The 25,758-nt window shown below is 73.8% G+C and carries 27 protein-coding genes; 14 read left to right on the forward strand and 13 right to left on the reverse strand.

What is annotated here, in order from left to right; translation table 11 throughout:
• The first annotated feature begins 4 nt into the window (after window positions 1-4).
• The 5 genes from IF61_RS0112370 to IF61_RS0112395 all read left to right on the forward strand — a co-directional run bounded on the left by IF61_RS0112370 (window position 5) and on the right by IF61_RS0112395 (window position 5,384).
• Window positions 5-535, forward strand: a complete 531-nt coding sequence (locus IF61_RS0112370) for a PH domain-containing protein (RefSeq protein ID WP_030366378.1) — start codon at window positions 5-7, stop codon at window positions 533-535.
• The gene (locus tag IF61_RS0112375; RefSeq protein ID WP_030366379.1) at window positions 532-2,073 is read left to right on the forward strand and encodes a PH domain-containing protein; all 1,542 of its coding nucleotides are present in this window, start codon (window positions 532-534) and stop codon (window positions 2,071-2,073) included. Before IF61_RS0112370 ends, IF61_RS0112375 begins: the two co-directional genes overlap by 4 nt.
• A gap of 106 nt (window positions 2,074-2,179) precedes the next feature.
• A complete protein-coding gene (locus IF61_RS0112380; protein WP_030366380.1) occupies window positions 2,180-3,856 on the forward strand; it encodes a sigma-70 family RNA polymerase sigma factor in 1,677 nt (558 codons plus the stop codon).
• Window positions 3,857-3,934: 78 nt separating this feature from the next.
• Window positions 3,935-4,579, forward strand: a complete 645-nt coding sequence (locus IF61_RS0112390) for an ABC transporter ATP-binding protein (protein ID WP_245684489.1) — start codon at window positions 3,935-3,937, stop codon at window positions 4,577-4,579.
• A 4-nt stretch (window positions 4,580-4,583) separates the two neighbouring features.
• Window positions 4,584-5,384: a hypothetical protein gene (locus IF61_RS0112395; RefSeq protein ID WP_030366382.1), complete on the forward strand. Its 801-nt coding sequence runs from the start codon at window positions 4,584-4,586 to the stop codon at window positions 5,382-5,384.
• Here IF61_RS0112395 and IF61_RS0112400 read toward each other — a convergent pair.
• Genes IF61_RS0112400 through IF61_RS0112410 form a run of 3 tightly spaced genes read right to left on the reverse strand, consistent with a single transcriptional unit; the run spans window position 5,362 to window position 8,785 of the window.
• Window positions 5,362-6,114: a succinate dehydrogenase/fumarate reductase iron-sulfur subunit gene (locus IF61_RS0112400; RefSeq protein WP_030366383.1), complete on the reverse strand. Its 753-nt coding sequence runs from the start codon at window positions 6,112-6,114 to the stop codon at window positions 5,362-5,364. The genes IF61_RS0112395 and IF61_RS0112400 overlap by 23 nt on opposite strands.
• A complete protein-coding gene (locus IF61_RS0112405) occupies window positions 6,114-8,078 on the reverse strand; it encodes a fumarate reductase/succinate dehydrogenase flavoprotein subunit (RefSeq protein WP_397945209.1) in 1,965 nt (654 codons plus the stop codon). Before IF61_RS0112405 ends, IF61_RS0112400 begins: the two co-directional genes overlap by 1 nt.
• A 2-nt stretch (window positions 8,079-8,080) precedes the next feature.
• Entirely contained in the window at window positions 8,081-8,785 is a 705-nt protein-coding gene (locus IF61_RS0112410; RefSeq protein ID WP_030366385.1) for a succinate dehydrogenase cytochrome b subunit, read from the reverse strand.
• An 88-nt stretch (window positions 8,786-8,873) separates the two neighbouring features.
• On the opposite strand from IF61_RS0112410, the gene IF61_RS0112415 reads away from it, so the two are divergent.
• Window positions 8,874-9,776 carry a LysR substrate-binding domain-containing protein gene (locus IF61_RS0112415; protein ID WP_030366386.1) on the forward strand — a complete coding sequence of 301 codons (903 nt, stop codon included), beginning with the start codon at window positions 8,874-8,876 and terminating at the stop codon, window positions 9,774-9,776.
• A 7-nt stretch (window positions 9,777-9,783) separates the two neighbouring features.
• Here IF61_RS0112415 and crcB (IF61_RS0112420) read toward each other — a convergent pair whose 3' ends face one another.
• Genes crcB (IF61_RS0112420) through crcB (IF61_RS0112430) form a run of 3 tightly spaced genes read right to left on the reverse strand, consistent with a single transcriptional unit; the run spans window position 9,784 to window position 10,966 of the window.
• On the reverse strand, window positions 9,784-10,143 hold the full coding sequence (gene crcB / locus IF61_RS0112420; protein WP_030366387.1) for a fluoride efflux transporter CrcB: 360 nt from the start codon (window positions 10,141-10,143) through the stop codon (window positions 9,784-9,786).
• Entirely contained in the window at window positions 10,140-10,490 is a 351-nt protein-coding gene (locus tag IF61_RS0112425) for a DUF190 domain-containing protein (RefSeq protein WP_030366388.1), read from the reverse strand. The genes crcB (IF61_RS0112420) and IF61_RS0112425 overlap by 4 nt, the downstream gene beginning before the upstream one ends.
• Window positions 10,487-10,966: a fluoride efflux transporter CrcB gene (gene crcB, locus IF61_RS0112430; RefSeq protein ID WP_030366389.1), complete on the reverse strand. Its 480-nt coding sequence runs from the start codon at window positions 10,964-10,966 to the stop codon at window positions 10,487-10,489. Before crcB (IF61_RS0112430) ends, IF61_RS0112425 begins: the two co-directional genes overlap by 4 nt.
• Before the next feature lie 662 nt (window positions 10,967-11,628).
• On the opposite strand from crcB (IF61_RS0112430), the gene IF61_RS0112435 reads away from it, so the two are divergent.
• From IF61_RS0112435 to IF61_RS0112445, 3 genes are all read left to right on the forward strand, one after another.
• Window positions 11,629-12,597, forward strand: a complete 969-nt coding sequence (locus IF61_RS0112435; RefSeq protein ID WP_245684490.1) for a polyprenyl synthetase family protein — start codon at window positions 11,629-11,631, stop codon at window positions 12,595-12,597.
• A 387-nt stretch (window positions 12,598-12,984) separates the two neighbouring features.
• Window positions 12,985-13,224: a chaplin gene (locus tag IF61_RS0112440; RefSeq protein ID WP_030366391.1), complete on the forward strand. Its 240-nt coding sequence runs from the start codon at window positions 12,985-12,987 to the stop codon at window positions 13,222-13,224.
• A gap of 288 nt (window positions 13,225-13,512) precedes the next feature.
• Window positions 13,513-15,978 (forward strand): tetratricopeptide repeat protein, encoded by a 2,466-nt coding sequence (locus IF61_RS0112445; RefSeq protein ID WP_281178036.1) that lies wholly within the window; start codon window positions 13,513-13,515, stop codon window positions 15,976-15,978.
• Window positions 15,979-16,167: 189 nt separating this feature from the next.
• Here the strand turns inward: IF61_RS0112445 and IF61_RS0112450 are convergent, their stop codons facing one another.
• Window positions 16,168-17,799, reverse strand: a complete 1,632-nt coding sequence (locus IF61_RS0112450; RefSeq protein ID WP_342667986.1) for a hypothetical protein — start codon at window positions 17,797-17,799, stop codon at window positions 16,168-16,170.
• Between the two features lie 378 nt (window positions 17,800-18,177).
• Between IF61_RS0112450 and IF61_RS0112455 the strand changes: the two genes are divergently transcribed.
• Genes IF61_RS0112455 through IF61_RS0112465 form a run of 3 tightly spaced genes read left to right on the forward strand, consistent with a single transcriptional unit; the run spans window position 18,178 to window position 21,399 of the window.
• A complete protein-coding gene (locus IF61_RS0112455; RefSeq protein ID WP_030366394.1) occupies window positions 18,178-19,683 on the forward strand; it encodes a DNA-3-methyladenine glycosylase 2 in 1,506 nt (501 codons plus the stop codon).
• Window positions 19,684-19,709: 26 nt separating this feature from the next.
• The gene (locus tag IF61_RS0112460; protein ID WP_052392656.1) at window positions 19,710-20,276 is read left to right on the forward strand and encodes a methylated-DNA--[protein]-cysteine S-methyltransferase; all 567 of its coding nucleotides are present in this window, start codon (window positions 19,710-19,712) and stop codon (window positions 20,274-20,276) included.
• 10 nt (window positions 20,277-20,286) lie between these two features.
• A complete protein-coding gene (locus IF61_RS0112465; RefSeq protein WP_030366396.1) occupies window positions 20,287-21,399 on the forward strand; it encodes a DUF5937 family protein in 1,113 nt (370 codons plus the stop codon).
• A 135-nt stretch (window positions 21,400-21,534) separates the two neighbouring features.
• Here the strand turns inward: IF61_RS0112465 and IF61_RS0112470 are convergent, their stop codons facing one another.
• The 3 genes from IF61_RS0112470 to IF61_RS0112475 all read right to left on the reverse strand — a co-directional run bounded on the left by IF61_RS0112470 (window position 21,535) and on the right by IF61_RS0112475 (window position 22,730).
• The gene (locus IF61_RS0112470; RefSeq protein ID WP_030366397.1) at window positions 21,535-21,783 is read right to left on the reverse strand and encodes a hypothetical protein; all 249 of its coding nucleotides are present in this window, start codon (window positions 21,781-21,783) and stop codon (window positions 21,535-21,537) included.
• A gap of 156 nt (window positions 21,784-21,939) precedes the next feature.
• On the reverse strand, window positions 21,940-22,230 hold the full coding sequence (locus IF61_RS36985) for a hypothetical protein (RefSeq protein WP_078660164.1): 291 nt from the start codon (window positions 22,228-22,230) through the stop codon (window positions 21,940-21,942).
• Window positions 22,231-22,232: 2 nt separating this feature from the next.
• Window positions 22,233-22,730, reverse strand: a complete 498-nt coding sequence (locus IF61_RS0112475) for a DUF5994 family protein (RefSeq protein WP_052392657.1) — start codon at window positions 22,728-22,730, stop codon at window positions 22,233-22,235.
• 304 nt (window positions 22,731-23,034) lie between these two features.
• Here IF61_RS0112475 and IF61_RS0112480 point away from each other — a divergent pair, with 304 nt between their 5' ends.
• The gene (locus IF61_RS0112480; RefSeq protein ID WP_030366399.1) at window positions 23,035-23,511 is read left to right on the forward strand and encodes a DUF5994 family protein; all 477 of its coding nucleotides are present in this window, start codon (window positions 23,035-23,037) and stop codon (window positions 23,509-23,511) included.
• A 24-nt stretch (window positions 23,512-23,535) separates the two neighbouring features.
• On the opposite strand, the gene IF61_RS0112485 is transcribed toward IF61_RS0112480, so the two are convergent.
• Window positions 23,536-23,958 carry a YjbQ family protein gene (locus IF61_RS0112485; protein WP_030366400.1) on the reverse strand — a complete coding sequence of 141 codons (423 nt, stop codon included), beginning with the start codon at window positions 23,956-23,958 and terminating at the stop codon, window positions 23,536-23,538.
• 324 nt (window positions 23,959-24,282) lie between these two features.
• Between IF61_RS0112485 and IF61_RS0112490 the strand changes: the two genes are divergently transcribed.
• A complete protein-coding gene (locus IF61_RS0112490; RefSeq protein WP_052392658.1) occupies window positions 24,283-24,693 on the forward strand; it encodes an STAS domain-containing protein in 411 nt (136 codons plus the stop codon).
• 395 nt (window positions 24,694-25,088) lie between these two features.
• Here the strand turns inward: IF61_RS0112490 and IF61_RS0112495 are convergent, their stop codons facing one another.
• Window positions 25,089-25,412 carry a hypothetical protein gene (locus tag IF61_RS0112495; protein WP_030366402.1) on the reverse strand — a complete coding sequence of 108 codons (324 nt, stop codon included), beginning with the start codon at window positions 25,410-25,412 and terminating at the stop codon, window positions 25,089-25,091.
• Entirely contained in the window at window positions 25,409-25,756 is a 348-nt protein-coding gene (locus IF61_RS0112500) for a DUF6247 family protein (protein ID WP_030366403.1), read from the reverse strand. The genes IF61_RS0112495 and IF61_RS0112500 overlap by 4 nt, the downstream gene beginning before the upstream one ends.
• Between the last annotated feature and the right edge of the window lie 2 nt (window positions 25,757-25,758).

Raw genomic sequence — 25,758 nt, forward strand, 5'->3', positions numbered from 1 at the left:
GGCCATGGCACGACACGGACAGACGACGATCAGGCTGAGGCCGCCCCGCCACGGCGTCGCGCCCCGCGCCCGCCGCTGGTGGACCGTGCAGGCCTGGCTGACGGTCACCGGCCCCCTGCTGCTGACCGCCGTCACGCTCCTCGTCCTCTCCCTGCTCTTCTTCCCCGGCGCCCTCCCGTGGCTCGGCCCGCTGCTCCTCGGCGTCCTCGTCCTGCCCGCCGCCGGCTACGTCCTGGCGATGCCGCGCCTGCGCTGCCGCATCCACGCCTGGGAGGTCGGCGGGAGCGCGGTCTACGCGGCGGGCGGCTGGCTGCTGCACAAGCGGCGCATAGCCCCGCTCTCCCGCGTCCAGACCGTCGACACCGTGCGCGGCCCGCTGCAGCGCGCGTTCGGCCTCGCCACGGTCACCGTCACCACCGCCTCCACGGCCGGCGACGTCCGCATCACGGGCGTGTCGGACGAGGACGCGGAGCGGATAGCGGCCCGCATCACCGAGGCCGCCCGCCTCGCGCCCGGTGAGGGCGATGCCGCATGAGCGGCCTTCCGGCGGGCGGCCTCCGCACGAGCGAGCAGCCGTGGCGCACGCTCGACCCCCGTACGATCGCCGTGCACTGCACCTGGATGGGCGCCCCCCTCGGCTCGCTGGCCCTCACCGCGCTCGCCACCGGCGGCCGGCTCGACGCCCGCGCGTGGATCACCCTCGCCGTCATCGGCGCCGTCTTCGCGGCCGTCACCACCGCCGGCGTCGTCACCTGGCGCCGCACCCGCTACCGCGTCACCGCCGACGCCATCGAGCTCCGCACGGGCCTGTTCACCCGCAGCGTCCGCGCGATCCCCCTGCACCGCGTGCGCAACGTGGACATCACGGCGAACCTCGTCCAGCGCCTCCTCGGCCTCGCCGTGCTGCGCGCCGGCACGGGCGGCGGCGGGCGGGGCGGCGAGCTCTCTCTGGACGCCCTCGCCCGCCCCGAGGCCGTGCGCCTGCGCGCCGAGCTCCTGGCCCGCGCCGGCGCCGGCAGCACCGGCGACCCCGTGCTCGCCACCGCCGACCTGCGCCGCCTGCGCTACGCACCGCTGACCTTCTGGGTCGTCGGCGGCGTCTTCGCCGCGGCGGGCGCCGTCTGGCGCGTCCTCGACGGGATCGGCGTCCAGCCGTGGCGCATCGGGTTCGTGCGCCGCGCCTTCGAGGACTTCGGCCACAGCGCCCTGTGGCTCACGATCCCGCTCGCGCTCCTCGCCGTCACCGCCCTCGGCTGCGTCGGCGCGGTCGCCCTCTACGCCGAGAACTGGTGGAACTACCGCCTGGAGTGGACCGACGCGGCCACCCTGCGCGTCCGCCACGGCCTGTTCACCACCCGGTCCGTGTCCATCGAGCGCGCCCGTCTGCGCGGCGTGGCCCTGCGCGAGCCGCTCCTGCTGCGCGCGGGCGGCGGCGCGAGCGTCCGGGCCGTCGCGGGCGGCCTCGGCGACAGGGAGGCGAACCGCCGCCGCAGCCTCGTCCTGCCGCCCGCCTCGCGCGGCGAGGCGCTGCGCGTGTGCGACGGCGTGCTGGGCGAGCCCTTCGACCCGGCCGGGCTGACGGCCCACCCGCGGGCCGCGCTCCGCCGGCGCGCCGTCCGGGCCTTCGCGTGGTGCGTGCTGCCGCCCGCTGTCGTACTGGCCGTGCTGGGCGCGCTCCTCACGCCCGTCCTGCTGTACTGCGCGGCGGGCTGGCTCGTCCTGGCCGCACCGGTCGCGTACGGGCTCGCGCGCGACGCCTACCGCGGGCTCGGCCACGGCCTCCGAGGCCGCTTCCTCCTCGTGCGCTCCGGCACGTTCGGCCGGGAGACGGTCGCGCTGGACCGCTCGGCCGTGCTGGCGTGGACCTTCACCGACACCCCGTTCTCGCGCCGGGCGGGCCTCGTCACGGCGACCGCCGCCGTCGCCGCGGGAGAGGACGGATACCGCATTCGGGACATGAACGCCGGCACCGCCGCGGCCTTCGCGGAATCGGCGACTCCGGGCATGCTCGCCGAATTCCTGGAACACGGCGAACAACAGCCCCCCATAAAAGGATTTGTCCGGTCCTCTTGAAGTTTTCCGAGCAGTATTTGTTATCGTCGCGCCCCATCCGCATCTCCTATGTGTCGGACCGAACGGATCGACTCCCGAACGGAATGCCGGAGAAGGGTGGCGGAGCGTGAACAGTCAGAGCGTGGCCGTGGTCGAGGCGGCGCGAGCCGGGGACACGGCGGCACAGGACGAGCTCGTCGCCGCCCACCTGCCGCTCGTCTACAACATCGTCGGCCGGGCCCTGGGCGGCCACGCCGACGTTGACGACGTGGTCCAGGAGACCATGCTCCGGGTCATCAACGGCCTGGGCGAGCTGCGGGACGCGGCCGCCTTCCGGTCCTGGCTCGTCGCCATCACCATGAACCAGATACGCAGCCACTGGCGGGAGCGCCCGGAGGCTCCCGTCAGTGGCCTGCAGGAGGTTGCCGAGGTCGCCGACCCGGAGGCGGACTTCGTCGACCTCACCATCGTCCGGCTCGGTCTGCAGGGGCAGCGCAAGGAGGTCGCCGAGGCCACGCGCTGGCTCGACGACGACGAGCAGACCGTGCTCTCCCTGTGGTGGCTGGAGGCCGCCGGCGAGCTCACGCGCGCCGAGGTCGCCACCGCCCTGGAGATGACCCCGCAGCACGCGGCCGTCCGCATCCAGCGCACCAAGGCCCAGCTGGACACCGCCCGAGGCGTCGTACGGGCCCTCGCCGCACACCCGCTCTGCCCGCAGCTCGGGGACGTCGTCGCCTCCTGGGACGGCGCTCCGTCCGCCCTGTGGCGCAAGCGCGTCGCCCGCCACGTGCGCGGCTGCGGCCGCTGCGCCGGAGCGCTGTCGGCCCTGGTCCCGGCCGAGGGGCTGCTCGTCGGCCTCGGGCTGGTGCCCGTCGGGGCGGCGCTGCTGGGCTGGTGGCCCGGCGGCGCGATGCTGCGGACGGAGCAGGTGGGCCACGCGTCCCCGGCCGCCTCCTCCCACACCTCCTCCCACGCTGCCGCCGGCGGCTCGCGCGCGGGCCGCCGCCGCGCGGGCAACGGCAACGGCAACGGCAGCCGCGGTCACCGCGCGAGCCGCCCCCGCACCGCCCGGCGGGCCGCGGCCGGCGCCGCTGTCCTGGCCGTCCTGGCCGGCGGCGGCCTCTACCTCTTCACCGACGCCTCGGACGGCAAGAGCGTCTCGGCCAAGGACGGGCAGACGTCGCAGAACCGCGTGCAGGCCCTCGACGCCAGTACGTCCGCGCTGCCGCCCAGCGCCTCGCCGTCCGCGTCGGCGAGCGCGTCCGCGTCCGCCTCGGCCAAGCCGTCCGCGTCCGCGTCGTCCTCCGCCCCGCCCTCGTCCTCCGCGCCGGAGCCGAGCAGGTCCGCCTCCGCGAAGCCCTCGCCCGAGCCGAAGAGCGCGGCCCCGGCCAAGAGCGCCCCCAAGGCCGCGAACCCCGGCGGCGGCTCCCTCGGCCAGCAGGTCACGGCCCTCGTGAACGCCGAGCGCGCCAAGGCCGGCTGCTCGCCCCTGACCGAGAACAGCACGCTCGACGCCGCCGCCCAGGGCCACTCCGACGACATGGCCGCCCGCGGCTTCTTCAACCACACCAACCCCGACGGCAAGGGCCCCGGCGACCGCATCACCGCCGCCGGCTACAACTGGAGCACGTACGGCGAGAACATCGCCTACGGGCAGCAGACGCCGGCGTCCGTCATGGACTCGTGGATGAACAGCGACGGCCACCGCAAGAACATCCTCAACTGCTCCTTCAAGGAGATCGGCGTCGGCGTCAACAAGGCCCCGGGCGGTCCCCGCTGGACCCAGGTCTTCGGCGCCCGCTGACCCCGTCCGCCGGTCCCGTCCGCCGGTCCGCCCGCTGATCCGTCCGCAACGAGGCGCCCCGTCCGTCGTTGGACAGACGTGCCCGCACCGTACGCACCACCTCCGCGCGCCCTGCGCGTCAGCGGGGTGCACAAGTCGTACGGTGCCCGGCGGGTGCTGCGCGGCGTCTCGCTCGAACTCGGCCGCGGCACCCTCGCCGGCATCGTCGGCGAGAACGGCGCGGGGAAGACGACGCTGCTGCGCATCCTGTGCGGGCAGACCGCGGCCGACTCCGGTGCCGTCGAGCACCGGGGCCGGCTCGGCTACTGCCCCCAGGAGACGGTCCTCAACGACTTCCTCACCGTCGAGCAGCACCTGCGCTACTTCCAGGTCGCCTACGGGCTGGACGGGATGCGGCGCGCAGAGGAGCTGATGGAGGAGCTCCACTTCTCCGGGTACCGGCACTCCCGCGTCGCCGTGCTGAGCGGCGGGACCCGCCAGAAGCTCAATCTCACGCTCGCCCTCATGCACGACCCGCAGGTGCTGCTGCTCGACGAGCCGTACCAGGGCTTCGACTGGGAGACCTACCTGCGGTTCTGGAGCGTCGCCGCCCGCCTGCGCGACCGCGGCTGCTGCATCCTGGTCGTCTCCCACCTCGCCTGGGACACCGAGCGGCTCGACGCCCTCTACCGCCTGCACGACGGCGTCGCGGCGAGCTGGCAGCCCGGCCGGGGAGGCGGGTGAGCGGATGGACAACCCGGGACGCCGTTTCGCCACGGCCGCCGCCTTCGCCCTGCTGGAGCACACCCGCAACCGCTTCGCGCTCGTGCTCGTCGTCTTCTACATCCCGTTCTGGCTGACGATGGAGCACTGGTTCGTGGCCAGCGCGCCCACCGGCTTCCTGCTGCGGGCCACCGGGCGGCACCTGACCGTCGACGGCAACCGGCTGACGATGGTCTCCGGCGCGATCAACGCCGTCACACTGATCGTCGGCTTCATGATGTTCATGACGACGTTCAAGTCGCTGGCCTTCGACCGCCGGCTGGTCCTGGCCGGCTACCCGCGCGTCTGCCTGCTCGTCGCCAAGGTGGGCGCGATGCTGCTCGCCGCGGCCCTGATCTCCGCGTACGCGACGGCCGTCATCTGCTGGTACTGGGACCCGGTCCGGCCCTGGCTGCTGATGGCCGGCGTGTTCACGGCCGGCGTCGGCTACGGCGGGATCGGCATCCTGCTCGGGGCCTTCCTGCGCAACGAGCTGGCCGGCCTGTTCGTCATCATCATGACCAGCCTGCTCGACACCATGCTGCAGAACCCGATCAGCAACCCCGGCGCCACCAAGGGCGGCGTGCAGGCCCTGCCCGAGTACGGGCCCACGCAGGTGAGCGTGGCCGCCGGCTTCTCGCACGACACCCCGTACGGGCACCTGCTGCTGGGCCCCGCCTGGTTCGCCGCGATGTGGCTGCTGGGCACCGCCGCCTTCCGCCTGCGCACCCGCGACCACCGCCCGGCCGCGGGGCGCCGCCCGCTCAGCGCCGCCGCCCGCCCTTGAGCGAGGCCCGCAGGTACTCGCGGTTCATCGTCGCGATGGACTGCAGCGGGATCCCCTTCGGGCAGGCGGTGGCGCACTCGCCGGTGTTCGTGCAGCCTCCGAAGCCCTGGTCGTCCATGGCGTCTACCATGCCCAGGACCCGCGACTCCCGCTCGGGCGCGCCCTGCGGCAGGACGTTGAGGTGGACGACCTTCGCGGAGGTGAAGAGCATCGCCGAGCCGTTCGGGCAGGCGGCCACGCACGCGCCGCAGCCGATGCACTCGGCGTGCTCGAAGGCGAGGTCCGCCACCGGCTTGGGGACGGGCGTCGCGTGGGCGTCCGGGGCGGAGCCCGTCGGGACGGAGACGTAGCCGCCGGAGCCGATGATGCGGTCGAACGCGGACCGGTCCACGACCAGGTCCTTCACGACCGGGAAGGCCGCCGCGCGCCACGGCTCGACGTCGATGGTGTCGCCGTCGCTGAAGTGCCGCATGTGCAGCTGGCAGGTCGTGGTCCGCTCGGGGCCGTGCGCCTGCCCGTTGATGACCATGCCGCACGCCCCGCAGATGCCCTCGCGGCAGTCGTGGTCGAAGGCGACCGGCTCGTCCCCGGCGAGGATCAGCTCCTCGTTGAGGTGGTCGAGCATCTCCAGGAAGGACATGTCCTCGCTGATGCCCGTGACCCGGTACGTGGTCATGGCGCCCGCCTCGCCGGCGGTGCGCTGGCGCCATATGCGCAGGGTGAGGTCCATCAGGCGTAGCTCCGCTGGGTGGGGTGGACGTGTTCGAAGGTCAGGTCTTCCCGGTGGAGGACGGGCGGGCTGCCCGTCCCCGTGAACTGCCAGGCCGCCGCGTACGAGAACTCCTCGTCCTTGCGGGCCGCCTCGCCGTCCGGGGTGGCGCTCTCCTCCCGGAAGTGGCCGCCGCAGGACTCCGTGCGGTGGAGGGCGTCCAGGCACATGAGCTCGGCGAGCTCCAGGTAGTCGACGATGCGGTTGGCCTTCTCCAGGGACTGGTTGAGCTCCTCGCCCGTGCCCGGCACCCTGATGCGCCGCCAGAACTCCTCGCGCAGGGCGGGGATGCGGCCGAGGGCCTTGCGCAGGCCCGCGTCCGTGCGGGCCATGCCGCACTCGTCCCACAGCAGCTCGCCGAGCTCGCGGTGGAAGGAGTCCGGGGTGCGGTCGCCGCCGACGGCCAGCAGGCGCCGCAGCCGGTCCGTCACCTCCGCGACGGCCTCCGTCACGGCGGGGTGGTCCGCGGGCACGGCGTCGTGGGGGTGCCGGGCCAGGAAGTCGTTGATCGTGGACGGCAGGACGAAGTAGCCGTCGGCGAGGCCCTGCATCAGGGCGGACGCGCCGAGCCGGTTCGCGCCGTGGTCGGAGAAGTTGGCCTCGCCGATCGCGAAGAGGCCGGGGACCGTGGTCTGCAGGTCGTAGTCCACCCACAGGCCGCCCATCGTGTAGTGGATGGCCGGGTAGATCCGCATGGGGACCTCGTACGGGTCCTCCGCCGTGATCCGCTCGTACATCTCGAAGAGGTTGCCGTACTTGGCCTCGACGGCCTTGCGGCCCATGCGCCGAATCGCGTCGGCGAAGTCCAGGTAGACGCCCTGCCCGCCGGGGCCGACGCCGCGTCCCTCGTCGCAGACGTTCTTCGCGGCGCGCGAGGCGATGTCGCGCGGGACGAGGTTGCCGAAGGCGGGGTAGATCCGCTCCAGGTAGTAGTCGCGCTCGGCCTCGGGGATCTCGCCCGGCGGCCGGGTGTCGCCCTTCGCCTTCGGCACCCAGATGCGGCCGTCGTTGCGCAGCGACTCGCTCATCAGCGTCAGCTTCGACTGGTGGTCGCCGGAGCGCGGGATGCAGGTGGGGTGGATCTGGGTGAAGCAGGGGTTCGCGAAGTACGCGCCGCGGCGGTGGGCCCGCCAGATCGCGGTGGCGTTGGAGTTCTTGGCGTTGGTGGAGAGGTAGAAGACGTTGCCGTAGCCGCCGCTCGCGAGGACCACGGCGTCCGCGACGTACGTGCTGACGGCGCCCGTGATCAGGTCCCGCGCGACGATGCCGCGCGCCCGCCCGTTGACGACGATCAGGTCGAGCATCTCCGTACGGGCGTGCATCTCGACGTTGCCCGCGTCGATCTGGCGGCTGAGCGCCTGGTACGCGCCGAGCAGCAGCTGCTGGCCGGTCTGCCCGCGGGCGTAGAACGTCCGCGACACCTGGACGCCGCCGAAGGAGCGCGTGTCGAGCAGCCCGCCGTACTCGCGGGCGAAGGGCACGCCCTGCGCGACGCACTGGTCGATGATCTCGACGGAGACCTGGGCGAGGCGGTGGACGTTGGACTCGCGGGCCCGGAAGTCGCCGCCCTTGACGGTGTCGTAGAAGAGGCGGTGCACGGAGTCGCCGTCGTTGCGGTAGTTCTTGGCGGCGTTGATGCCGCCCTGGGCGGCGATGGAGTGGGCGCGGCGCGGCGAGTCCTGGTAGCAGAACTGCACGACGTGGTAGCCCTGTTCGGCGAGGGTGGCCCCGGCGGCGCCGCCCGCGAGCCCGGTGCCCACGACGATGACGGTGTGCTTGCGCCGGTTCGCGGGGTTGACGAGCTTGGCCTCGAAGCGGCGGCGGTCCCAGCGCTCGGCTATGGGCCCGCCGGGGGCGGCGGTGTCGGTGACCGGCTCGCCGGTCGTGTAGTGCGGGTAATCGGAGATGTCGGACGGATCAGGCATGGTCAGCTCACGACTCCTGTCAGGACGCCCACGGGCACGGCGATGAAGCCGCAGGTCAGCACCAGCGCCAGCGCGTCGGCCAGGAACTTCAGCGCCCGGTCGCGGCGCGGCGAGTTGGCGCCCAGCGTCTGCGCCGCGCTCCAGAACCCGTGCCGGATGTGCAGGCCGAGGGCGAGCATCGCGACGATGTAGAACGCGCTGACGGCCGGGCGGTCGAAGGAGGCGACGAGGTTCTCGTACGGGCGCCCCTCCTGGGCGTTGGGGTTCACGTCCAGCGTCGTGAAGTCGAGGATGTGCCAGACGATGAACAGCGCCAGGATCACCCCGCCCCAGCGCATCGTGCGGGTCGCGTAGCTCGCGCGCGGGCGCTTCCGCTCGTACTTCTCCGGGCGGGCGGCCAGGTCGCGGCGGCTGAGCTGGTACGCGGCCACGCCGTGCAGCACGACCGCCGTTCCCAGGCCCACGCGGGCGATCCACAGGAACCACTCGTAGTGCAGGAACGGCTCGCCGATGGTGCGGATCCAGTGCCCGTAGTGGTTGAACTCCCCGGCGCCGAAGAACACCTTCAGGTTGCCCACCACATGGGCGACCAGATACGCCAGCATGATCAAGCCGGTGACCGCCATGACCGCCTTCTTGCCGACGGTCGACCGCCACACGGAGCCGATGAGGGACGGAGGACGGTCCGTCCGGGTCGCCAGTGCCATGGCACCAGACGCTAGGCAGCCCCGGTCGATCCGTCCAAGACATGATGAAGCTGGTTTCCATAGGCTCCGCCTATCTATGCTGCTGACCGTGCAATTCCAGCAGCTCCGCTACTTCGCGACCCTGGCCGAAGTCCGTCACTTCACCCGCGCGGCGGAGGCGCTGCACGTGGCCCAGCCGTCCCTCTCCCAGCAGATCCGGGCCCTCGAACGGGAGCTGGGCGCCGAGCTCTTCCAGCGCGCCCGCGGCAACATCACCCTCACCGACGCCGGCGAGGCCCTGCTGCCACTGGCCCGGCAGATCCTCGCCGACACCGAGACCGCGCGCCGCGAGGTCCAGGAGGTCGCCCAGCTGCGGCGCGGCCGGGTCCGCCTCGGCGCCCCGCCCAGCCTGTGCGCGAGCCTCGTCCCCGACGTGCTGCGCGCCTACCACGCCCGCTACCCCGGCATCGAGCTCGTCGTCGACGAGGGCGGCTCCCAGGACCTCGTGCGCACCCTCGCCGGCGGCGGCCTCGACCTCGCCCTGATCATCACGCCGCTGGCCGTCGGCGCCCCGGCCCTCGCCACGACCGAGCTCCTGCGCGAGGACCTCGTCGTCGTCACCGCCCCCGGCGAGCCCCCGCCCACCCGCCGCCGCGCCCTGCGCGTGGCGGACCTGGAGGGCCTGCCCATGGTGATGTTCCGCCGCGGCTACGACCTCCGCGAGATCACCACCACGGCCTGCCGCGCCGCCGGCTTCGAACCGTCCTTCACCGTCGAGGGCGGGGAGATGGACGCCGTCCTCGGCTTCGTCCGCGCGGGCCTGGGCCTGGCCGTGGTGCCCGGCATGGTGGCCGCCCGCTCGGGCCTGCGCGTCACGCCCTTCGAGGGCACCCGCATGCGCCGCACGGTCGCACTGGCCCACCGCAAGGACGTGGCCCCGCCGCGCGCGGCACGGGAGCTGCGGGCGGTGCTCCTGGAGCACCTGGGGGCGGAGGAAGGAGAGGGGGAGTGAGCGGGGCTCACCCCCACAGGACCCGCCCCAGCGCCACCCCCGCGAACGCCGCGCCCAGCCCGCACACCACGCTCAGCGCCGCGTTCGCCACGGCGTAGCCGCGCGCGCCCTCGCGGGCCAGCGTCAGCGTCTCGTACGAGAACGTGGAGTATGTCGTGAGCGCGCCGCACAGGCCCGTGCCCAGGAGCAGCCGCAGCGGGGACGGGGCCGCGGCGGTGAGGATCCCCAGGATCAGGCTGCCCATGACGTTCACGGCGAACGTGCCCCACGGGAAGACCGAGTCGTGGCGCGCCTGCACCGCACGGTCGGTGAGGTAGCGCAGGGGCGCGCCGGCCATCGCGCCGGCGACGACGAGGAGCCAGTTCACGCACCGTCCTCCGGGGCGGGCCGCCCGAGCCGCGGGATCTCGACCGGTTCCAGCGTGACGAGCCGCTCCCCGGTGACCTCCCCCAGGACCGGCAGGAACGCCCGTACGCGCTCCTCGGCGTCCACGATCACCACCGTCACCGGCAGGTCCTCGCTCAGCGAGAGCAGCCGCGCCGTGTGGACGACGGAGGAGGCGCCGTACCCCTCGACGCCGCGGAAGACCGTCGCGCCCGCGAGCCCGGCGGTGTGCGCGCGGTGCACGATCTCGGTGGACAGCGGCCGGTGCTGCCACCGGTCGGACTCGCCGAGGAAGACCGTCAGGCGCAGCGCCCTGCCGGCGGGCCTCACCGCACGCTCCTGCGGAGCAGGGCCGCCCGCGTCGCCGTCGCGGCCGTCCACACGGCCGCCAGCGCGGCGAGCAGCGTGCCCGCCAGGTACGCGAGCGCCGTCGCGACGTGCCCGTCCGCGGTCAGCCGCTGGACGTCCACCGCGTACGTCGAGAAGGTGGTGAATCCGCCGAGCACGCCCGTGCCGAGGAACGGCCGCAGCAGCCGGTGCGGCGCGGCGAGCTCGCCGATCACCGCCAGCAGTACTCCGATCAGGGCGCAGCCCACGACGTTGACCAGGAAGGTGGTCCAGGGGAACGCGCCGGCCGGGGCGGGCCACAGCAGCCCGGCGCCGTAGCGGGCCGCGGCCCCGGCGCCCCCGCCGAGCGAGACCGCGCAGACGACCGCGCCCTGCCCGCGCGCCACGGGCCGCCGCCCGGGGGGACGCGTCCGCGGGGGCGGGCCGTCGGTGACCGTCCCGGGCCGGGTCGTGCTCATGCGGTCGGCCGGCCTCCTCTTCGTCCTCGTCGTCGTGTCGTCCACGTCGTCCTGCGCCCAGGCTATCCACCGCCCGCCGGAACCGCCGCGCCGGCCGCTCCCACGGCCGTCAGGTACGCGTCGGCCCGGGTCGTGATGCGGGGCCGCCCGCGCCTCCCGCAGGTGCAGCCCGGCAGCGCGCTCCAGGGCGAGGGCGGGGCCGTAGCAACGGCGTGCGCGGCGCGCTGTACAGACGGCGCCATCATCGTCCGCGCGGGCCCGCTCCCGCACGGTGTTGGCCTGAAGTTGACGGGCCGCGGGGGCGGCTCCACCGCAGGTCACACGGGTGAATCGGCGGATGATACGACCGGCGTCGGGGGGAAGCCGGGGGAATCGGCCCAGGCCGGCCGGGCGGTGACAGCCGATTATGAGCCACATGCGCACCACGCTCGTACGCGCGCACGGGCCGCAAGCCGCCTTCTGGGGCCGTTCCGGCGGCTCGGAGAGGGCGGCGAGAGCGCCATGAAGCAGGAGGGATGACGCATTCCGGTATGGCAGGAAACCGTCGCTTCCCGAGCGCTCCCGTGGGCAGTCTTCTGGCCGGTCACGCTCCGCCGCCCCGGGCGGAGCGCCCGCCCGGCAGGGTCGGTCGCAGGACCGAAACCGATCCAGGGAGGCACACGATGACGACGCAACCCCGGCTGCCCCGCGCGGTGACGCCCCAGGAGCCGGTCCCCCAGCTCCAGCGCGCCGGGATGCTCGACCAGGTCGAGAAACGGCTGCGCGGCCTCCTCAACGACGAGCACCGCCGCTGGCGCACCGCCGACGCGCGGGGCGCCGGCGTCGTCGAATCCCTCGCCGAACTCGTCGCCGTGGGGGCCGACCGGGTCCGTCCGGTCATCCTCCTCACCGGCTATCTGGCGGGGGGCGGCGACGCGGACGCCACGGCCGCCGTCGAGGCGGCCGCCGCCCTCGAACTCCTCGACACCTGCACCCTCATCCGCAGCGACGTGCGCGACAACGCCGCCCTGCGCCGCGGCATCCCCACGCTGCACGTCAGCCGCGCCGCCGAGCACGAGCGCAACGGCTGGGCCGGCGACGCCCGCCGCTTCGGCGAGTCCACCGCCACCCTGGCCGGCGACCTCGCCCTCTCGCTCGCCGACCGGCTCGCCGCGCGGCTGCCCGCCTCCGCGTGGCAGATCTGGGACGAGATGCGTGTGGAGCGCGTGATCGGCACGTACGCCCACGAGGCGATGGCCGCCGAGTACCTCGACGACCCGTGGCCCGGGCGGTGCATATCGGGATGCGACCGGGGCTGTACCGCGGGCTGGTACGCCCTGCGGCATCCGCTCCGGCTGGGCGCCGCGCTCGCCGACCGGCCCGACCTCGACACCGCCTACGACGCCTACGCGCGCTCGCTGCACGCCGCCTGGCGGCTGCGCGGCTTCCTCGACGGCGGCCCGGAGTACGACTGGGACGCCGAACTGCTGCGGGAGATCCTCCTGGAGCGCGAGGAGCGCGGCATCGCCGAGCGCCTCATCCGCGAACTGGTGGACCGGGCGTCCCGGACCGCGGCCGCCGCGCGGCTGACGGCGGGGTGGTGCGAGGAGCTGACGGCCTTCGCGGTGCGGATGGCGGCGGAGCGGGGGTAGGGCGGCGGGCCGGCGGGCCTGTGGGCCGATGGGCGCGGTTTGCTGAAGGCCGCCGCGTTGGGCCGTACGGGTAATTCTGCGGAACCGCATTTGTAGGGCTATTCCTATCCGCGACGCGCGCTCCCTCCGCGGCCGCCCGCACAGCGCATTAGACCGACGACCTGCCGAAATGACTGCAGGGGTACGGAGAATCCTGCGGATTTCTCCGTGGCCACGGCACGGACCGGCACACGGACAGGGCCGCCCGGAGGGGAGAAACCCGGTCACCCATCCGCACCACGGACGAAACCTTTGTGAGTACGGGGCGTTGAAAAGCACACCCCGGTCGTCACGGCCGGGTGCCTCCCAGTACGACCGAGCAAGATCAAGCAGCAAAGGTGTCTCCGCATGTCACGAATCGTCAAAACGGCTGCCCTGACCGCCACCGTGGGCGCGGCGCTCGCGGGTATCACCGGTACCGCGCTCGCCGACGCCGGCGCCAAGGGGGCGGCCGTCGGTTCCCCGGGTGTCATCTCGGGCAACGTCATCCAGGTCCCGATCCAGATCCCGATCAACCTGTGCGGCAACACGATCGACATCATCGGACTGCTGAACCCCGCGTCCGGCAACGTCTGCGTCATCGACTGACGCAGGAGGAAAACCGGCGGATTCGGGGTGCCCCCGCCCCGGGCCGCTTCCGTGTGGCGCCCTCGATTTCCGTCGCGGGCGCCACGCTGCGTTTGCGGGGCGTTCAGGCGTTTCCCTGATCCTGCTCGGAGTTGCGCTTCCCGGGCTCCGGCCGGGAGTTGTTCTTCCCGGGCTCCGGCCGGGAGTTGTTCTTCCCGTGCTCCCGCTCGGAGTTGCCCTCCCCAGCAGGTGATCTTCCCGCTAGCGTGGTCGGGACTGCGGGGCGGGGAGAGCTGGGGGAGGCGTGCGGTGGATCCGTTCACGATGACGGCGGTGCTGGCGGCCGTTGACACGGCGGCGTCGGGAGCGCTGTCGGGCGCGGCGGGGGAGCTGGGGCGGCGGACGGCGGAGGGGCTGGCCGGTCTGGCCCGCCGGGCCTGGCGCAGGGACGGGGGCGGCGAGCCGCCCGCGGCCCCCACCGACGACGGCGGACGCAGGGCGCTCGCCGCCCTGCTGATCGAACAGGCCCGCACCGAGCCCGGATTCGCCCGCGACCTGGCCTCGTGGCTCCGCGAGAGCGAGTGGCTGGCGGCGGCCACCGCCGTACCCGCGACGGACAACGGCGCGGCCCGCCCGCGGATGCTGCCGCCGCTGACGTCGGCCTTCACCGACCGCGAGGACGTCCTGGCTGGGATCACGGCGCTGCTGGACGAGGGGGACGGCGGCGCTGACTCACGTATGGCCGCGCCCATGGCCCTGCTCGTCGGCCCCGCCGGCGTCGGCAAGACCGCGGCGGCCGTGCACTGCGCCCGCGCCCTGGCCGCCCGCTACCCGGACGGCGAGCTGTACGCCGACCTGCGCGGTTCCGCGGCGGCCACCGCCGTCACCCCGTCCGAGGTGCTCGTACGCTTCCTGCACCACCTGGGCGTGCCGGCGGACCGGGTGCCCGCCGACGAGCAGGGCCAGACCGACCTCTACCGCGAGCGCACCGCGGGCCGGCGCATGGTCGTCCTGCTCGACAACGCCCACAGCGCCGCCCAGCTCGGCCCGCTGCTGACGGCGTCGCCCACCTCGCTCGTCCTGGTCACCAGCCGCCACCGGCTGCCCGAGCTCGTCCGCGACCACGGGGCGCGGATCGTGCGGGTCGGCCCGCTGTCCGACGCCGATTCCTTCCTGCTGCTGAGCCGCGTCGCCGGCCCGGAGCGCGTCGCCGCGCAGCGCACGCACGCGGAGGCCGTGGCGGCGCGGTGCGGGGGCATACCGCTCGCGCTGTGCGAGACGGGGGCCCGGGTGCAGGTGCGGGAGCAGCTGAGCTGGGAGAGCCTGGAGCGCGAATTCGCGGCGGCGGTCGCGGGCTTGAGAGGGAGCGGGCAGGGACAGGCTCCAGGAATGCCTGATGATGCTGATGGTCTTGATGACGCTGATACCCCTGATACGTATGGGGGTGGCGATTCGCCGGTGGAACCGGCCCTCCTCGCCACCGACCTCTCCTACCGGGACCTGCCCCCCGACGCGGCCCGCCTCTACCGGCTGCTGGCCCTGCGCCCCTGGCCGGACATCCCCGTCGGCGCCGCCGCGGCCGCGGCGGACACCGGCGAGGCCGAGGCGCGCCGCCTGCTCGAAACCCTCGCCGCGGCCCACCTCCTGGAGGAGACCGGCGAGGAGCGCTACCGCTTCCACGACCTCGTCCGCCTCCACGCCGAGCGCCGCGCCCACGAGGAGGACGGCCGCGGGGCGACGGCTCCAGCCGTCCGCCGCACCATCACCTGGTACCTGCGGCTGGCCGCCCGCGCCGACGCCCTCGTCGTCCCCGGCCGCTGGCACCTCGGCCCCGCGTACGCCCGCACGCAGGGCGGCGACGGCCCCGCCGGCCGCACCGCGGAGGCGGCTCGCGCGGCCCTGTCCGTGCTGCGGCGCGAGCGCGCGAACCTCGCCGAGGCCGTACGGGCCGCGGAGGAGTACGGCTTCGACGAGGAGGCCTGGCAACTGTGCGAGGCCATGTGGGGTCTGCACCTGCGCCTCGGCTTCCACGACCAGTGGGTGGCCACGCACCTGCGGGGCGTCGAGGCGGCCCGCCGCTGCGCCGCCGGCATCGGCGACCCGCGGGCGGAGGGCCGGATGCGGACCCAGCTCGCCTTCGGCTACATGGGCCTCGGCCGGTACGCGGAGGCCGAGGCCCAGCTGACCGCCGCCGCGGCGGCCGACGAGCGCGCCGGCCACCACCGCGGCCGCGCCACGGCGACCGAGTCGCTGGGCCTGCTCTGCCTGCGGCAGTGGCGGTACGAGGCCGCCGAGGAGCACTTCCGGCAGGCCCGGCGAGCCCTGGACGGCATCGCTCCGGGCGGCGACGGCGCGGCCGACGTGCCGCGCGCCGACGCGCTCCTCGCCCATCACCTCGGGCGGGCCCTGCGCGGCCAGGGCCGCCACGCCGAGGCCCTGGCCCAACTGGCGGACGCCCTCGCCCGCTTCCGGGCGCTGCCCGCCCGCGACCTCTACAACGAGGCCCGCGTCCGGATGAGCCTCGGCGAGACCCACCTGGCCGCCGGCGACCCGGCCGCGGCCCGTACGCCCCTCGACGAGGCACTGGCCGTCATGGCGGCCGAGGGCGCCGTCCTGCAACAGGCGGACGCGGCCGAACTCCGCGCCCGCTGCACCACGGACCGGGACGACGCGGTGCACCACCTGAGCCTGGCCCACTCGCTGTACGAGGAGGTGGGCGAAGCGGCGGGCGTGTCCCGCACGGGCGCGCTTTTGCGGGAGCGGAGGGCGGGCTGAGGTTGTGCCCGGCGCTGGGCGTTGCGGCTTGCGGCTTGCGGCTTGCGGCTTGAGGCGCAAGAAGCGGCCGGCCGCGCCGGATTCCCTCCGCCGCAAGGGCGAAGTGCCACCACGGTGAGGGTCCGGCGGCATACGCAGCACCGGCATCGGCACGGGCCGGGCACTACAGCTACGCACTACAGCCACGCACTAGACGGCCAGGCCGTCATCGTCCCGCTCGACGTCCACACCATGCCGCACCCTCCCCGTCACCACCGTGATGCCGCCCGTCACCGCCTCCTCCACGGACTTGCCGCCCGCGAGCCATGCGTGGAGGGCGGAGGCGTGGGCCGCCGGGTCGCACAGGTCGCCCCGGCCGTCCGCGCCGGGGCGGGCGGTGAGCTGCAGCAGGTCACCGCCGCGCGTGCGGACGGTGCAGCGCCCGGGCCCCGTCACGTACACGGCGAGCGCGCAGCCCGGGTGGCGGCCGAGGACCTCCGCGGTCCAGGCGGCCGGCGGTCCGACGCGTGGGTCGTCGGCCGCCCCGTACCGCACGATCACGTCCGCGATGCGCAGCCGCCCCGGGTCGGGGGTGTCCTCGTGGACGGAGGTGTGGGCGTCCCAGCCGATGTCGTCGATGTCGTCGATGCCGGTGTCGGAGTACGGGCCGTCGTCCGTCGCGCGGCGCACCACGGCGATCTCCGGTGCGCCCGAGGCGTCGGTCAGCCGGCTGAGGACGCGGACGGGCGCCGTGCGCTCGGCCGGCGCGTACGACGGGAGCCGCAGCGGGTCGAGGAGCGCGGGCCGGCCGGCGGGCTCCGGAATGCCGATCAGGCCGTAGAACGCGCGGCGCAGGAGCGCGGCGGAGCGCCCCGGCGCGGAGCTGACGTGCTCGGCCTGGGCGCGGAAGCGGCCGGGGTCGTGGTGGCCGACGGCGTGGTCGACCTGCGCGCGCAGCCCGTCGTACGGGCGCAGCCGCGGCGCGGCCCGGCCGAGGGCGGCGACGGGCGAGCCGGGGTCGAGGGCGCCGCCGGGGAAGGCGCCGAGGAGGACGGGCCTGCCGATGGCGGCCGCGTAGTACGTGACGGAGCCGTGGTCGCCGATCACGCAGTCCGCGGCGATCAGCGCCTGCCGCCAGTCCTCCAGCGGGTCCACGAGCGCGAGCCCGGCGCGGCGGGCCCGGTCGAGCCAGGCCCGTATCTGACCGGGGCCGTGGCCGTGCCAGATGTTGGGGTGCAGGACCGCGGCCGCGCGGTACTCGTCGGCGGGGAGCTCAGCGGCCAGCCGCGGGAGGAGGGACGGCAGCAGGTCGCCCTCGGAGTCGTCGTCGCCGAAGAGGGAGCCGGGCGACCAGGTGGAGTTGACGACGACGAGCCGCTGGCCGGGCGCGACGCCGAGGGCCCGGCGGAAGCGGTCCCGGTGGGGCAGGGCGGCGAGGATGCGGTCGTAGCAGGGGTCACCGGCGAGGACGGCGGTGCCGGCCGCCTCCGGGCAGGCGGCGCGCAGGCGGTCGAGCTGCTCGGGGTGTGAGAGGACGGTCGCGGCGGCGAGGGGCCGGCCGTCGTGGAGCAGCCAGTCGGGGGAGAGCCCGAAGACGGGGGCAGGGGCAGGGGCAGCGGGTGTCCGGTGTCCGGTGTCCGGCGTCCGGCGTCCGGCGTCCGGCGTCCGGCGTCCGGCGTCCGGCGTCCGGCGTCCGGCGTCCGGCGTCCGGCGTCCGGCGTCCGGCGTCCGGCGGCCAGGTCGACGGGCGTCTCCTTGGCCTGCTCCCAGGGCAGCACTGGCAGCCCCACGGAGGCCAGCAGCTCCGGCACTCCGGCGAGGAACGGCGACGATCCGGTGCACGTCACGAGCAGCTGCACCCGCAGGTCGTCCCGGAAGAGCGGCAGTACGTCCAGCAGCCGGGTGGCGGAGGTGACGTTGTGCACGACGAACAGGACGCGGCGGCACGCGGCCCGGGTCACCCACCGGTGGGAGTCGTCCCCGACGGGAACCCGCAAGCGTGCCTCTGCACCTGTCCCACGCATCTCTGCATCCCCCCAACGATCACCGGCAACACCAGCAATACCGGAAACACTGGTCCCACTGAAGCACAGCACACCTCCGACGTGGATGTCGGATTTCCGCCGGATCGGGGGTGTGACCTCCGCCAATACTGGCGGCATGCGCAACGACGTCATGTACAGCGATGGCACGCACGGCGATGGCATGCACAGCCGTGGCATGCACACCGACGCGGACCGGTGCGTCCGGGCCGTACAGTCCAAGGACGCCCGCTTCGACGGATGGTTCTTCACCGCGGTGACGACCACCCGCATCTACTGCCGCCCGAGCTGCCCCGTCGTACCGCCCAAGCCGCGGAACATGACCTTCTACCCGAGCGCGGCCGCCGCGCAGCAGGCCGGGTTCCGCGCCTGCAAGCGCTGCCGGCCCGACGCGAGCCCGGGCTCGCCCCGCTGGAACGAGCGGGCCGACCTGGCGGCCCGGGCCATGCGCCTGATCGCCGACGGCGTGGTGGACCGCGAGGGCGTGCCCGGGCTCGGGGCGCGGCTCGGGTACAGCACCCGGCAGATCGAGCGGCAGCTCCTCGCCGAGCTGGGCGCGGGTCCCCTCGCCCTGGCCCGCGCGCAGCGCGCCCAGACGGCGCGGCTGCTGATCGAGACGACGTCCCTGCCGATGGGGGAGGTCGCGTTCGCCTCCGGGTTCGCGAGCATCCGCACCTTCAACGACACCGTGCGGGAGGTCTTCGCGTTCTCCCCGAGCGAGCTGCGGACCCGCGCGGCGGGCCGGGGACGCGCGGGGGCCGCCGCGGGCGCCACGGCCACCGCAGCCACCACCCCCGGCACCGTGTCCCTGCGCCTGCCCTACCGCGCCCCGCTCTTCCCGGACAACCTGTTCGGGCACCTGGCGGCGACCGCCGTGCCCGGCACGGAGGAGTGGCGGGAGGGTGCGTACCGCTGCACGATGCGGTTGCCGCACGGCCACGGCATCGCGACGCTCCGCCCCGCGGACGGCCACATCGGCTGCCGGCTGACCCTGACGGACCTGCGCGACCTGGCCGCCGCGGTCAGCCGCTGCCGCCGCCTCCTCGACCTGGACGCGGACCCCGAAGCCGTCGACGGGCTCCTGCGCGAGGACCCGCTGCTGGCCCCGCTCGTCGACCGCGCCCCCGGCCGCAGGGTGCCGCACACCGTGGACCCGGCCGAATTCGCCCTCCGCGCGGTGCTCGGCCAGCAGGTGTCCACGGCCGCGGCCCGCACCCTCGCCGGGCGCCTGGTGACCGCCCACGGCACCCCGGTCGAGGACCCGGACGGCGGCCTCACCCACCTCTTCCCGGCGCCTGAGGCCCTCGCGGAGCTCGACCCCGCCACCCTCGCCATGCCGGGCACGCGCCGCCGTACGTTCACCGCCCTCGTCGCCGCGCTCGCCTCGTCCGGGCTCGACCTCGGCCCGGGCAGCGACTGGCAGCGCACCCGGGAGCAGCTCGCCGCGCTGCCTGGCATCGGCCCCTGGACCGTGGAGACGATCGCCATGCGCGCCCTCGGCGACCCGGACGCCTTCGTCGCCACCGACCTCGGCGTCCGCCTCGCCGCGGCGGGCCTCGGCCTGTCCGCCACGCCCGCGGCGCTCACCCGCAGGTCCCGGGCCTGGCAGCCGTGGCGGTCGTACGCCGTCCAGCACCTGTGGGCGACGGGCGACCACCCGGTCAACCGCATGCCGGCGGCCTGACCGCGACGCACCTTACGGAGGAACCCATGACCCACCGCTCCCACACCGTCATCGACAGCCCGTACGGCCCCCTGACGCTGGTGGCCGCCGACGGCCGGCTCTGCGGCCTGTACATGGAAGGGCAGCGCCACCGCCCGCCCCAGGAGACCTTCGGCGCGTACGACCCGCAACCGCACGCACAGGGCTCGGTGTTCGCCCGGACCCGCGAGCAACTGGAGGAGTACTTCGCCGGCGTCCGCACCGCCTTCGACCTCCCCCTCGCGCTCGCCGGGACCGGCTTCCAGCGCACCGTCTGGCACGCCCTCCAGGAGATCCCGTACGGGGAGACCGTCTCGTACGGCCTGCTGGCCGACCGCATCGGCCGCCCGACCGCGTCCCGGGCCGTGGGGCTGGCCAACGGCCGCAACCCCGTCGGCATCATCGTCCCCTGCCACCGCGTCGTCGGCGCGACCGGCGCCCTCACCGGTTACGGCGGCGGACTGCCCCGCAAGCAGCGCCTGCTCGCCTTCGAACGCGCAGGCAGCGCGCACGAGGAGGCATCGTGCAGCGTGTACGAGGAGGCATCATGCTGCGCGCACGAGGAGGCATCATGACGTCGTGAGCGTGAGCATAGATATCGCCGGCCTGGCCACCGAACGGATCGTCTTCGAGACGTCGCCGATGGGCGAGTTGTGCCTCGCGCTGCACGTGCTGTCCGAGCCCGGCCACCACCCGGGCACGGCCGGCTGGGCCACGGCCACGGCCGCCGCGCTCCGCCCGGACCTCGCCGACCGCCTCCAGGAAGCCGACTTCCTGTGGCGCACCACCTTCTCCGACCTGTTCATGCCCTGGGCCGGGCTGCGCGGCGGCGCGGGCAAGCCCGGCGCGACCCTCGCCGACGAACTGGACCTCCTCGACCTGCTGGACGACGACCAGTTCGTCACCACGGCCCTGGAGTTCGCCTGCCTCGCCTCGTACAGCATCGGCGGCCCGTCACCGCTCACCCACCTGCCCACGCGCGCCCGCACCCTGGAACTGGCCGCGGCCCGCGGACCCCGGCAGGTGGAGTTCGCCGAGCGCCTGCTGAAGGACCCCGTGTCCGTACGGGCCTGGGTGCGGCGGCTGTTCGAGGACTGCGACGAGGCGTTCTTCGCGGACATCTGGCAGCGCGTCGAGCCCCGGCTGGCCGCCGACGTCCGGCACAAGACGGAGCTGCTGCGCCGCAAGGGCCTCCGCGAGGCGCTCGCCGCGGTCTCCCCGGCCCTCCACCTGGAGGACGGCGGCCGCCGCATCCGCGTCGACAAACTGGCCGAGGGCAGGGCCACGGCGACGGGCCCCGCGGTGCGGCCGGGCCTCACCCTCGTCCCGTCCCACTTCGGCTGGCCGCACCTGATGGTCCTGCACCGCCCGCAGTGGCGCCCCGTCGTCCACTACCCGGTCGGCTCGCCCGAACTGCCCGCCCCCACCTCGGTCGACCTCCTCAAACTCCGCCTGGAAGCCCTGGCCCACCCCGTCCGCATGCGGGTCTGCCGCAGCACGGCCCGCACCCCGCACACCACGGGCGAACTGGCCGGCGTCCTCGGCATCAGCCCCCCGGAGGTCTCCCGCCACCTGTCGGTCCTCAAGAAGGCGGGCCTGATCACGTCCCGCCGCCGCGGCCGCTACGTCCTCTACCAACTGGACGTCCGCGCGGTGGCCCGCCTGAGCAGCGACTTCCTGGAGGGAATCCTCCGCTGACGCCCGCAGGAACGACGAACCCGCAGCTGACCGGGAATCCGCAGCTGACCAGCAAAAAAGCCCTCCCGAGAGGGAGGGCGCCCTCGTTCCGGCAGCCGAGGCATGACGTTTTCTGTCCGGTCCCTGCCGGGGCCGCTATTCCGCAGTGCCGCGGCAGAGGCCCTCGACGCGGAACCACAGGCCCGGGGCGTAGACCGCATGGACGACGGCTTCCTCTCCCTTTGCGACCCGGAGGATTCTCAAGGACCCGCCGGGAAGTACGTCGTATTGGTAAGTGATCTCTGAAGTCCCCTCGACGGTGTCGTCGTAGGAGATATCCGCCCCACGCTCGTTCGCGTATTCCTTCGGCGGCCGATTCTCCACCAGCTTGATGAAGACGCTCATGGGTCAACCGTACGGTCGTTTCGTTCGCTTCGCCCTCCGGGACGAGGGGAGGGCGCGGCGTCCACCGGCCGGGGCCTTGCTCCTGTTCACGGCAGCCCGGCAGCGGGGCAGAGCCTCCCGCACGCGGGGTGAAGCCGATCAAGCCGAGGTGGCGATTCAGTCGTGGCCGTGCTGTGGGCGGTCGGCAGACGGACCCCGGCTGGTCGCCAGCCAGGGTCGCGCGGGTTCGGCGGGATGAGTGGTGTCCACGGTGAGATGGAGCCTGGTTCCGCCTTCGCGGCCGGCCGGGTAGCTGCGTTGTTCGGTGGAATCGAAGCAGTGCCGCAGGACTTCCGCTACGCGGCGGGCGGTCTCGGGGGACGCGGCGACGACGCGAACGTCGGCGCACCCCGCCCGGGGCACCGGATCCGCTGGTGCGGGGGTGGGCTTGGCGTGTGCGGGGGTCATGTTCACCGCCTCCGGACGGAAGGGTCCTGGCCCCGTGACTCCGTCGCGTCGTCGGCCGCCCGCTCGTCCTCCATCAGCCTGCTCGCGGTGAGGAGGCTTCCGGGGGTGGCAGCGGCGGACATCAGCCTGGCGGCCGCGGCCGGGCCGGTCTCCGGCGGGATGATCAGCAGGTCCAGGCGGTCCGCGGTGTAGGAGAACACGAGGAGCTTGTGCGGGTCCTGCTCATTCGAGAACCACCCCACGTGCACCGTGTGTCCGGCGACGGGAACCTTGCGCGGGATCACGGGCCAGAAGGCCGGATTCACCGTGACGTGGGTAACCCGCCCCCAGGAGTGGTCCAGTCTCGCCGCCAGTGCGGGGAGCTCGCGGGAGAGGTCACGCGAGCGAGGCCACCAGGAGCCGTCCAGAAGCCCCGGCGCCGTTCCCGGCGTCAGGGACAGACGAGCGGGCGGTGAAGGGGCATGCTCGTCGCTGGTCGTACGGTCGATGGTGACAGCCATGATGCGAACCTGCCCCCCGGGCTCGTCGGCGGCCCGGCATAGCGACTCGCCGGGAACGACACCCGCATGGAGGCCGGTGTGCGAAGTGTTCCCGGTTTCTTCACCTTACTCCGGCAGGCGGGTCCACACGCCTTGCGCGACCAGGCAATCTTGCGGGAACGCGGGCGTGCGACGGCCCTGCGGGCGGCCCCGCCGCCGGCCTGCGGAGTACGGTGGGGTTACCGCGGGCGCTTCGCCCGGTGCTGCCGGCATGTTCCGGACGACGAGCGAATGCGCGGAACTCCCGGAAGCAGGCGAGCACACCATGACCGATTCCGACACCCCACGCCTTTCCGGGCTTCTGCCGGATGCGATCCACCACGCCGTGAGACCTGGGACGGCGCTCCTGCGGCTGGAGACGACGCAGGAGCGCGGGGGAGTCCTGGACGGCGCGTGGTGGCCGCGCTCCCGCGACATCCATGCCGAGCTTCCCGGTCTGATCAGTGCCTTGACCGAGCACCTCGGGCCCATCATGCGCGTGGGCCTGGACGGGAGTGCCTGGGAGGAGCTCCCGGCACGGCTGACCGTCGACGACCGGGTCGTGCACATCGACTCCTTCCCCGTCGGTGACGACACGGTCCTCATCACCCGGGGCGACAACGATCACTTCGCCCTGTTGGTGGTCCCGCCCGGCGCGGCGCCCGACGCGGCACGGGCCGCGATGGCCAGAGCCGTACGGGCCGACAACGTCACCCAGGCCGAACAGATCCTCATCGACACCGGCAGCACTCCGCGGACCTGAACGCCCGGGCAGCGCCGCGTACGGTCAGCCGAGGAAGGACAGCCGGACCTTTCGGTCGGGGGTGTCCCGGCCGGTGGTCACCAGAACGACGGACTGCGAGGTCCCCAGCTGCAGCTCACCGCCGACCACGGGCAGCGTGGCGTGGGGCGGCACCAGGGCCGGGAGCATGTGATCGCGGCCGGGACCCGCACCGCCGTGGCGGTCCTGCCAGCGGTCGTCCGCGCGAAGAACCTCACGGAGGGCCGCCAGCAGGTCGTCGTCACTGCCGGCCCCGGTCTCGATGACGGCCAGGCCGGACGTCGCGTGCGGGGTGAAGACGTTCAGCAGCCCGTCTCTCCCGTGAGCGACCTCCCGGAGGAACGTGGAACACGTGTTCGTCAGGTCGTGCATGGTTTCGGCGGAGCCGGTTGTAACGTCGACAGTGCGGGTCGTGAAGGTGCCGGTCATGGTTCACCAGTACCCGCTGTACAGGAGCGGCGCTGACGGCTGGACGGGTTGTTCCGCCGGACTCCGGTCACCGAAGCGGCCTCGCTGCCCGACCCGCCTCAAGGCCGTTCCGTTCAGCCCTGTTCGCGACGTACAGGCAGGACTAGGCTGCCGTATGAGGCCCCAGCCCCCGGCAGCACCGAGATGCGATTCGCTCCGAGGAGGCGCGTGGTGCCCATAAAGCGCGGAACCGTCCCCGTCCCCGCTGCAGTTCCCCGAGGGGCGGGCGGGCGCGTATCCGCATCGCGCTGTCACTCGCCGCCCTCCGGTAGCCCACGAGACCGCGTGCTCGTGGTCCGTGGAAGGCTGGACCTCTCCGGGGTGGCGAGGCTGCGCGAGCGCCTCCTGCACGTATCCCACAGCCCCGGAAGCCGGCTGATCCTCGACCTGTCCGGCGTCACCTCCTGCGACGCCCTGGGCCTCGGACTGCTCGTCGCCGCCGCCCGCGAGGCCCGGCACTCCGGCGGCGACCTCTGCCTCGTCGCGCCGCGTCCCGCAGTCGCCCAGGCACTGAAAGCCAGTGGGCTGAGCAGAATCCTCCCGGCGTTTCCCGCCTTTGACGGGCGGCCCGGTGCCGGGACGGGCAACGGACCTGCCCCGCGCCCGGGCGATCACGGGCAGAAGAACGGCCGCATCAACGGCCGCACTGAACCTCCGGGAAGTCTCCGGGAAGACCGCCCGCCGGAAGCCGTCTGACCCCGGACGCCCTGAGCCGCGCCCCGCCTCCCGGACGGCGTCACTTCACTACACCCACCAAACGGCCCCTGAACAGCAAAAACGCCCCTCCCGACGGGAGGGGCGTGCAGTGTGGATCGAGCGCCCCCGGCAGGACTCGAACCTGCGGCCAAGCGCTTAGAAGGCGTGCGAGCTTGAGCGATGTGCTGACCTGCGGTTTCGCAGGTCGTTGCCGAGTAAAACGGGGCAAGGCGCTTGGTCTATCTTCGGATTGCGATTGGCGGGGAGCCGCCGCTGTGGCGTGGATGCGGTGGGAAGGTAGCCGCAGGCCCCGAGCTCCGGGTGCAGAACTCGCGGCCGTGACTGGCTGTGACCCCGATGGACGGCCACCGGTGGAAGACCCCAGCACGGGAGAATCACTGCCAGAAGCATTCGTCGATCACGATCTGCGGATCGGTGGTGCGGGGTGTGAAGTGGTATCGCAGCCAGCCGCGGCCGTGACCGAAGTAGAGGACATGTTCGCCGCTGGGCCGGGTCGACTGGACGGGTTCGACACTCATTCCCGAGGGCAGGTCCCGGTCGGTGTCAATACCCCGGAAGTACGGGTCTGTGGCGGTTACGAGCTCGGCGCGGGCGGCATCCACCAGGGTGCGGGCCTGGTCGGGAAGAGCGTTCCTGTTCTCCTCAGCTTCCTTGGTCCAGTCGGCCTGCCAGGGCGGCCCCATGAAGTCGTCCTTCACTCGCCGGGCTCCGCCTTCGCGGCTGCCCGGCGGATGCGTCCGGCTTCCTCGATCATCGCCTTGGCGCGCACGTAGTCGCTCTCCTCGGTGGCCTCGTCCTCCAGGCGGTGGACTCTGGCTTCAAGGCCGGGGTTACGGGCGAGGGCGTACTCACCCCACCAGCGGGCCATGAAGGCGGGGACGGGGGCAAGGTCGTAGGCGTCGGCGATGTCACGGCGCCAGTGCCGGTCGAAATCCACTAGGAGTTGCGGCGCGTACTGGGCGATGGCGGCGCGCAGTGACTTCGGAGTCCGCTCGGGCATGGGCGGGACCGTCGGCCCGTCTTCGAGGGGCGCAGTGGACATGA

It is taken from the genome of Streptomyces roseoverticillatus (assembly GCF_000719265.1).
In the GTDB taxonomy this organism is placed as follows: domain Bacteria; phylum Actinomycetota; class Actinomycetes; order Streptomycetales; family Streptomycetaceae; genus Streptomyces; species Streptomyces roseoverticillatus.

Bases quoted from the DNA above. Each gene is read 5' to 3' on its own strand.
- IF61_RS0112500 (WP_030366403.1), bottom strand. From the start codon at position 25,756: ATGTCCACTGCGCCCCTCGAAGACGGGCCGACGGTCCCGCCCATGCCC.
- IF61_RS36985 (WP_078660164.1), bottom strand. From the start codon at position 22,230: ATGACCCCCGCACACGCCAAGCCCACCCCCGCACCAGCGGATCCGGTG.
- IF61_RS0112470 (WP_030366397.1), bottom strand. From the start codon at position 21,783: ATGAGCGTCTTCATCAAGCTGGTGGAGAATCGGCCGCCGAAGGAATAC.
- crcB (WP_030366389.1), bottom strand. From the start codon at position 10,966: ATGAGCACGACCCGGCCCGGGACGGTCACCGACGGCCCGCCCCCGCGG.
- IF61_RS0112485 (WP_030366400.1), bottom strand. From the start codon at position 23,958: ATGACCGGCACCTTCACGACCCGCACTGTCGACGTTACAACCGGCTCC.
- IF61_RS0112480 (WP_030366399.1), top strand. From the start codon at position 23,035: ATGACCGATTCCGACACCCCACGCCTTTCCGGGCTTCTGCCGGATGCG.
- IF61_RS0112405 (WP_397945209.1), bottom strand. From the start codon at position 8,078: ATGCCTGATCCGTCCGACATCTCCGATTACCCGCACTACACGACCGGC.
- IF61_RS0112395 (WP_030366382.1), top strand. From the start codon at position 4,584: ATGGACAACCCGGGACGCCGTTTCGCCACGGCCGCCGCCTTCGCCCTG.
- IF61_RS0112460 (WP_052392656.1), top strand. From the start codon at position 19,710: ATGACCCACCGCTCCCACACCGTCATCGACAGCCCGTACGGCCCCCTG.
- IF61_RS0112455 (WP_030366394.1), top strand. From the start codon at position 18,178: ATGCACACCGACGCGGACCGGTGCGTCCGGGCCGTACAGTCCAAGGAC.
- IF61_RS0112400 (WP_030366383.1), bottom strand. From the start codon at position 6,114: ATGGACCTCACCCTGCGCATATGGCGCCAGCGCACCGCCGGCGAGGCG.
- IF61_RS0112440 (WP_030366391.1), top strand. From the start codon at position 12,985: ATGTCACGAATCGTCAAAACGGCTGCCCTGACCGCCACCGTGGGCGCG.
- IF61_RS0112475 (WP_052392657.1), bottom strand. From the start codon at position 22,730: ATGGCTGTCACCATCGACCGTACGACCAGCGACGAGCATGCCCCTTCA.
- IF61_RS0112410 (WP_030366385.1), bottom strand. From the start codon at position 8,785: ATGGCACTGGCGACCCGGACGGACCGTCCTCCGTCCCTCATCGGCTCC.
- IF61_RS0112370 (WP_030366378.1), top strand. From the start codon at position 5: ATGGCACGACACGGACAGACGACGATCAGGCTGAGGCCGCCCCGCCAC.
- IF61_RS0112375 (WP_030366379.1), top strand. From the start codon at position 532: ATGAGCGGCCTTCCGGCGGGCGGCCTCCGCACGAGCGAGCAGCCGTGG.
- IF61_RS0112435 (WP_245684490.1), top strand. From the start codon at position 11,629: ATGACGACGCAACCCCGGCTGCCCCGCGCGGTGACGCCCCAGGAGCCG.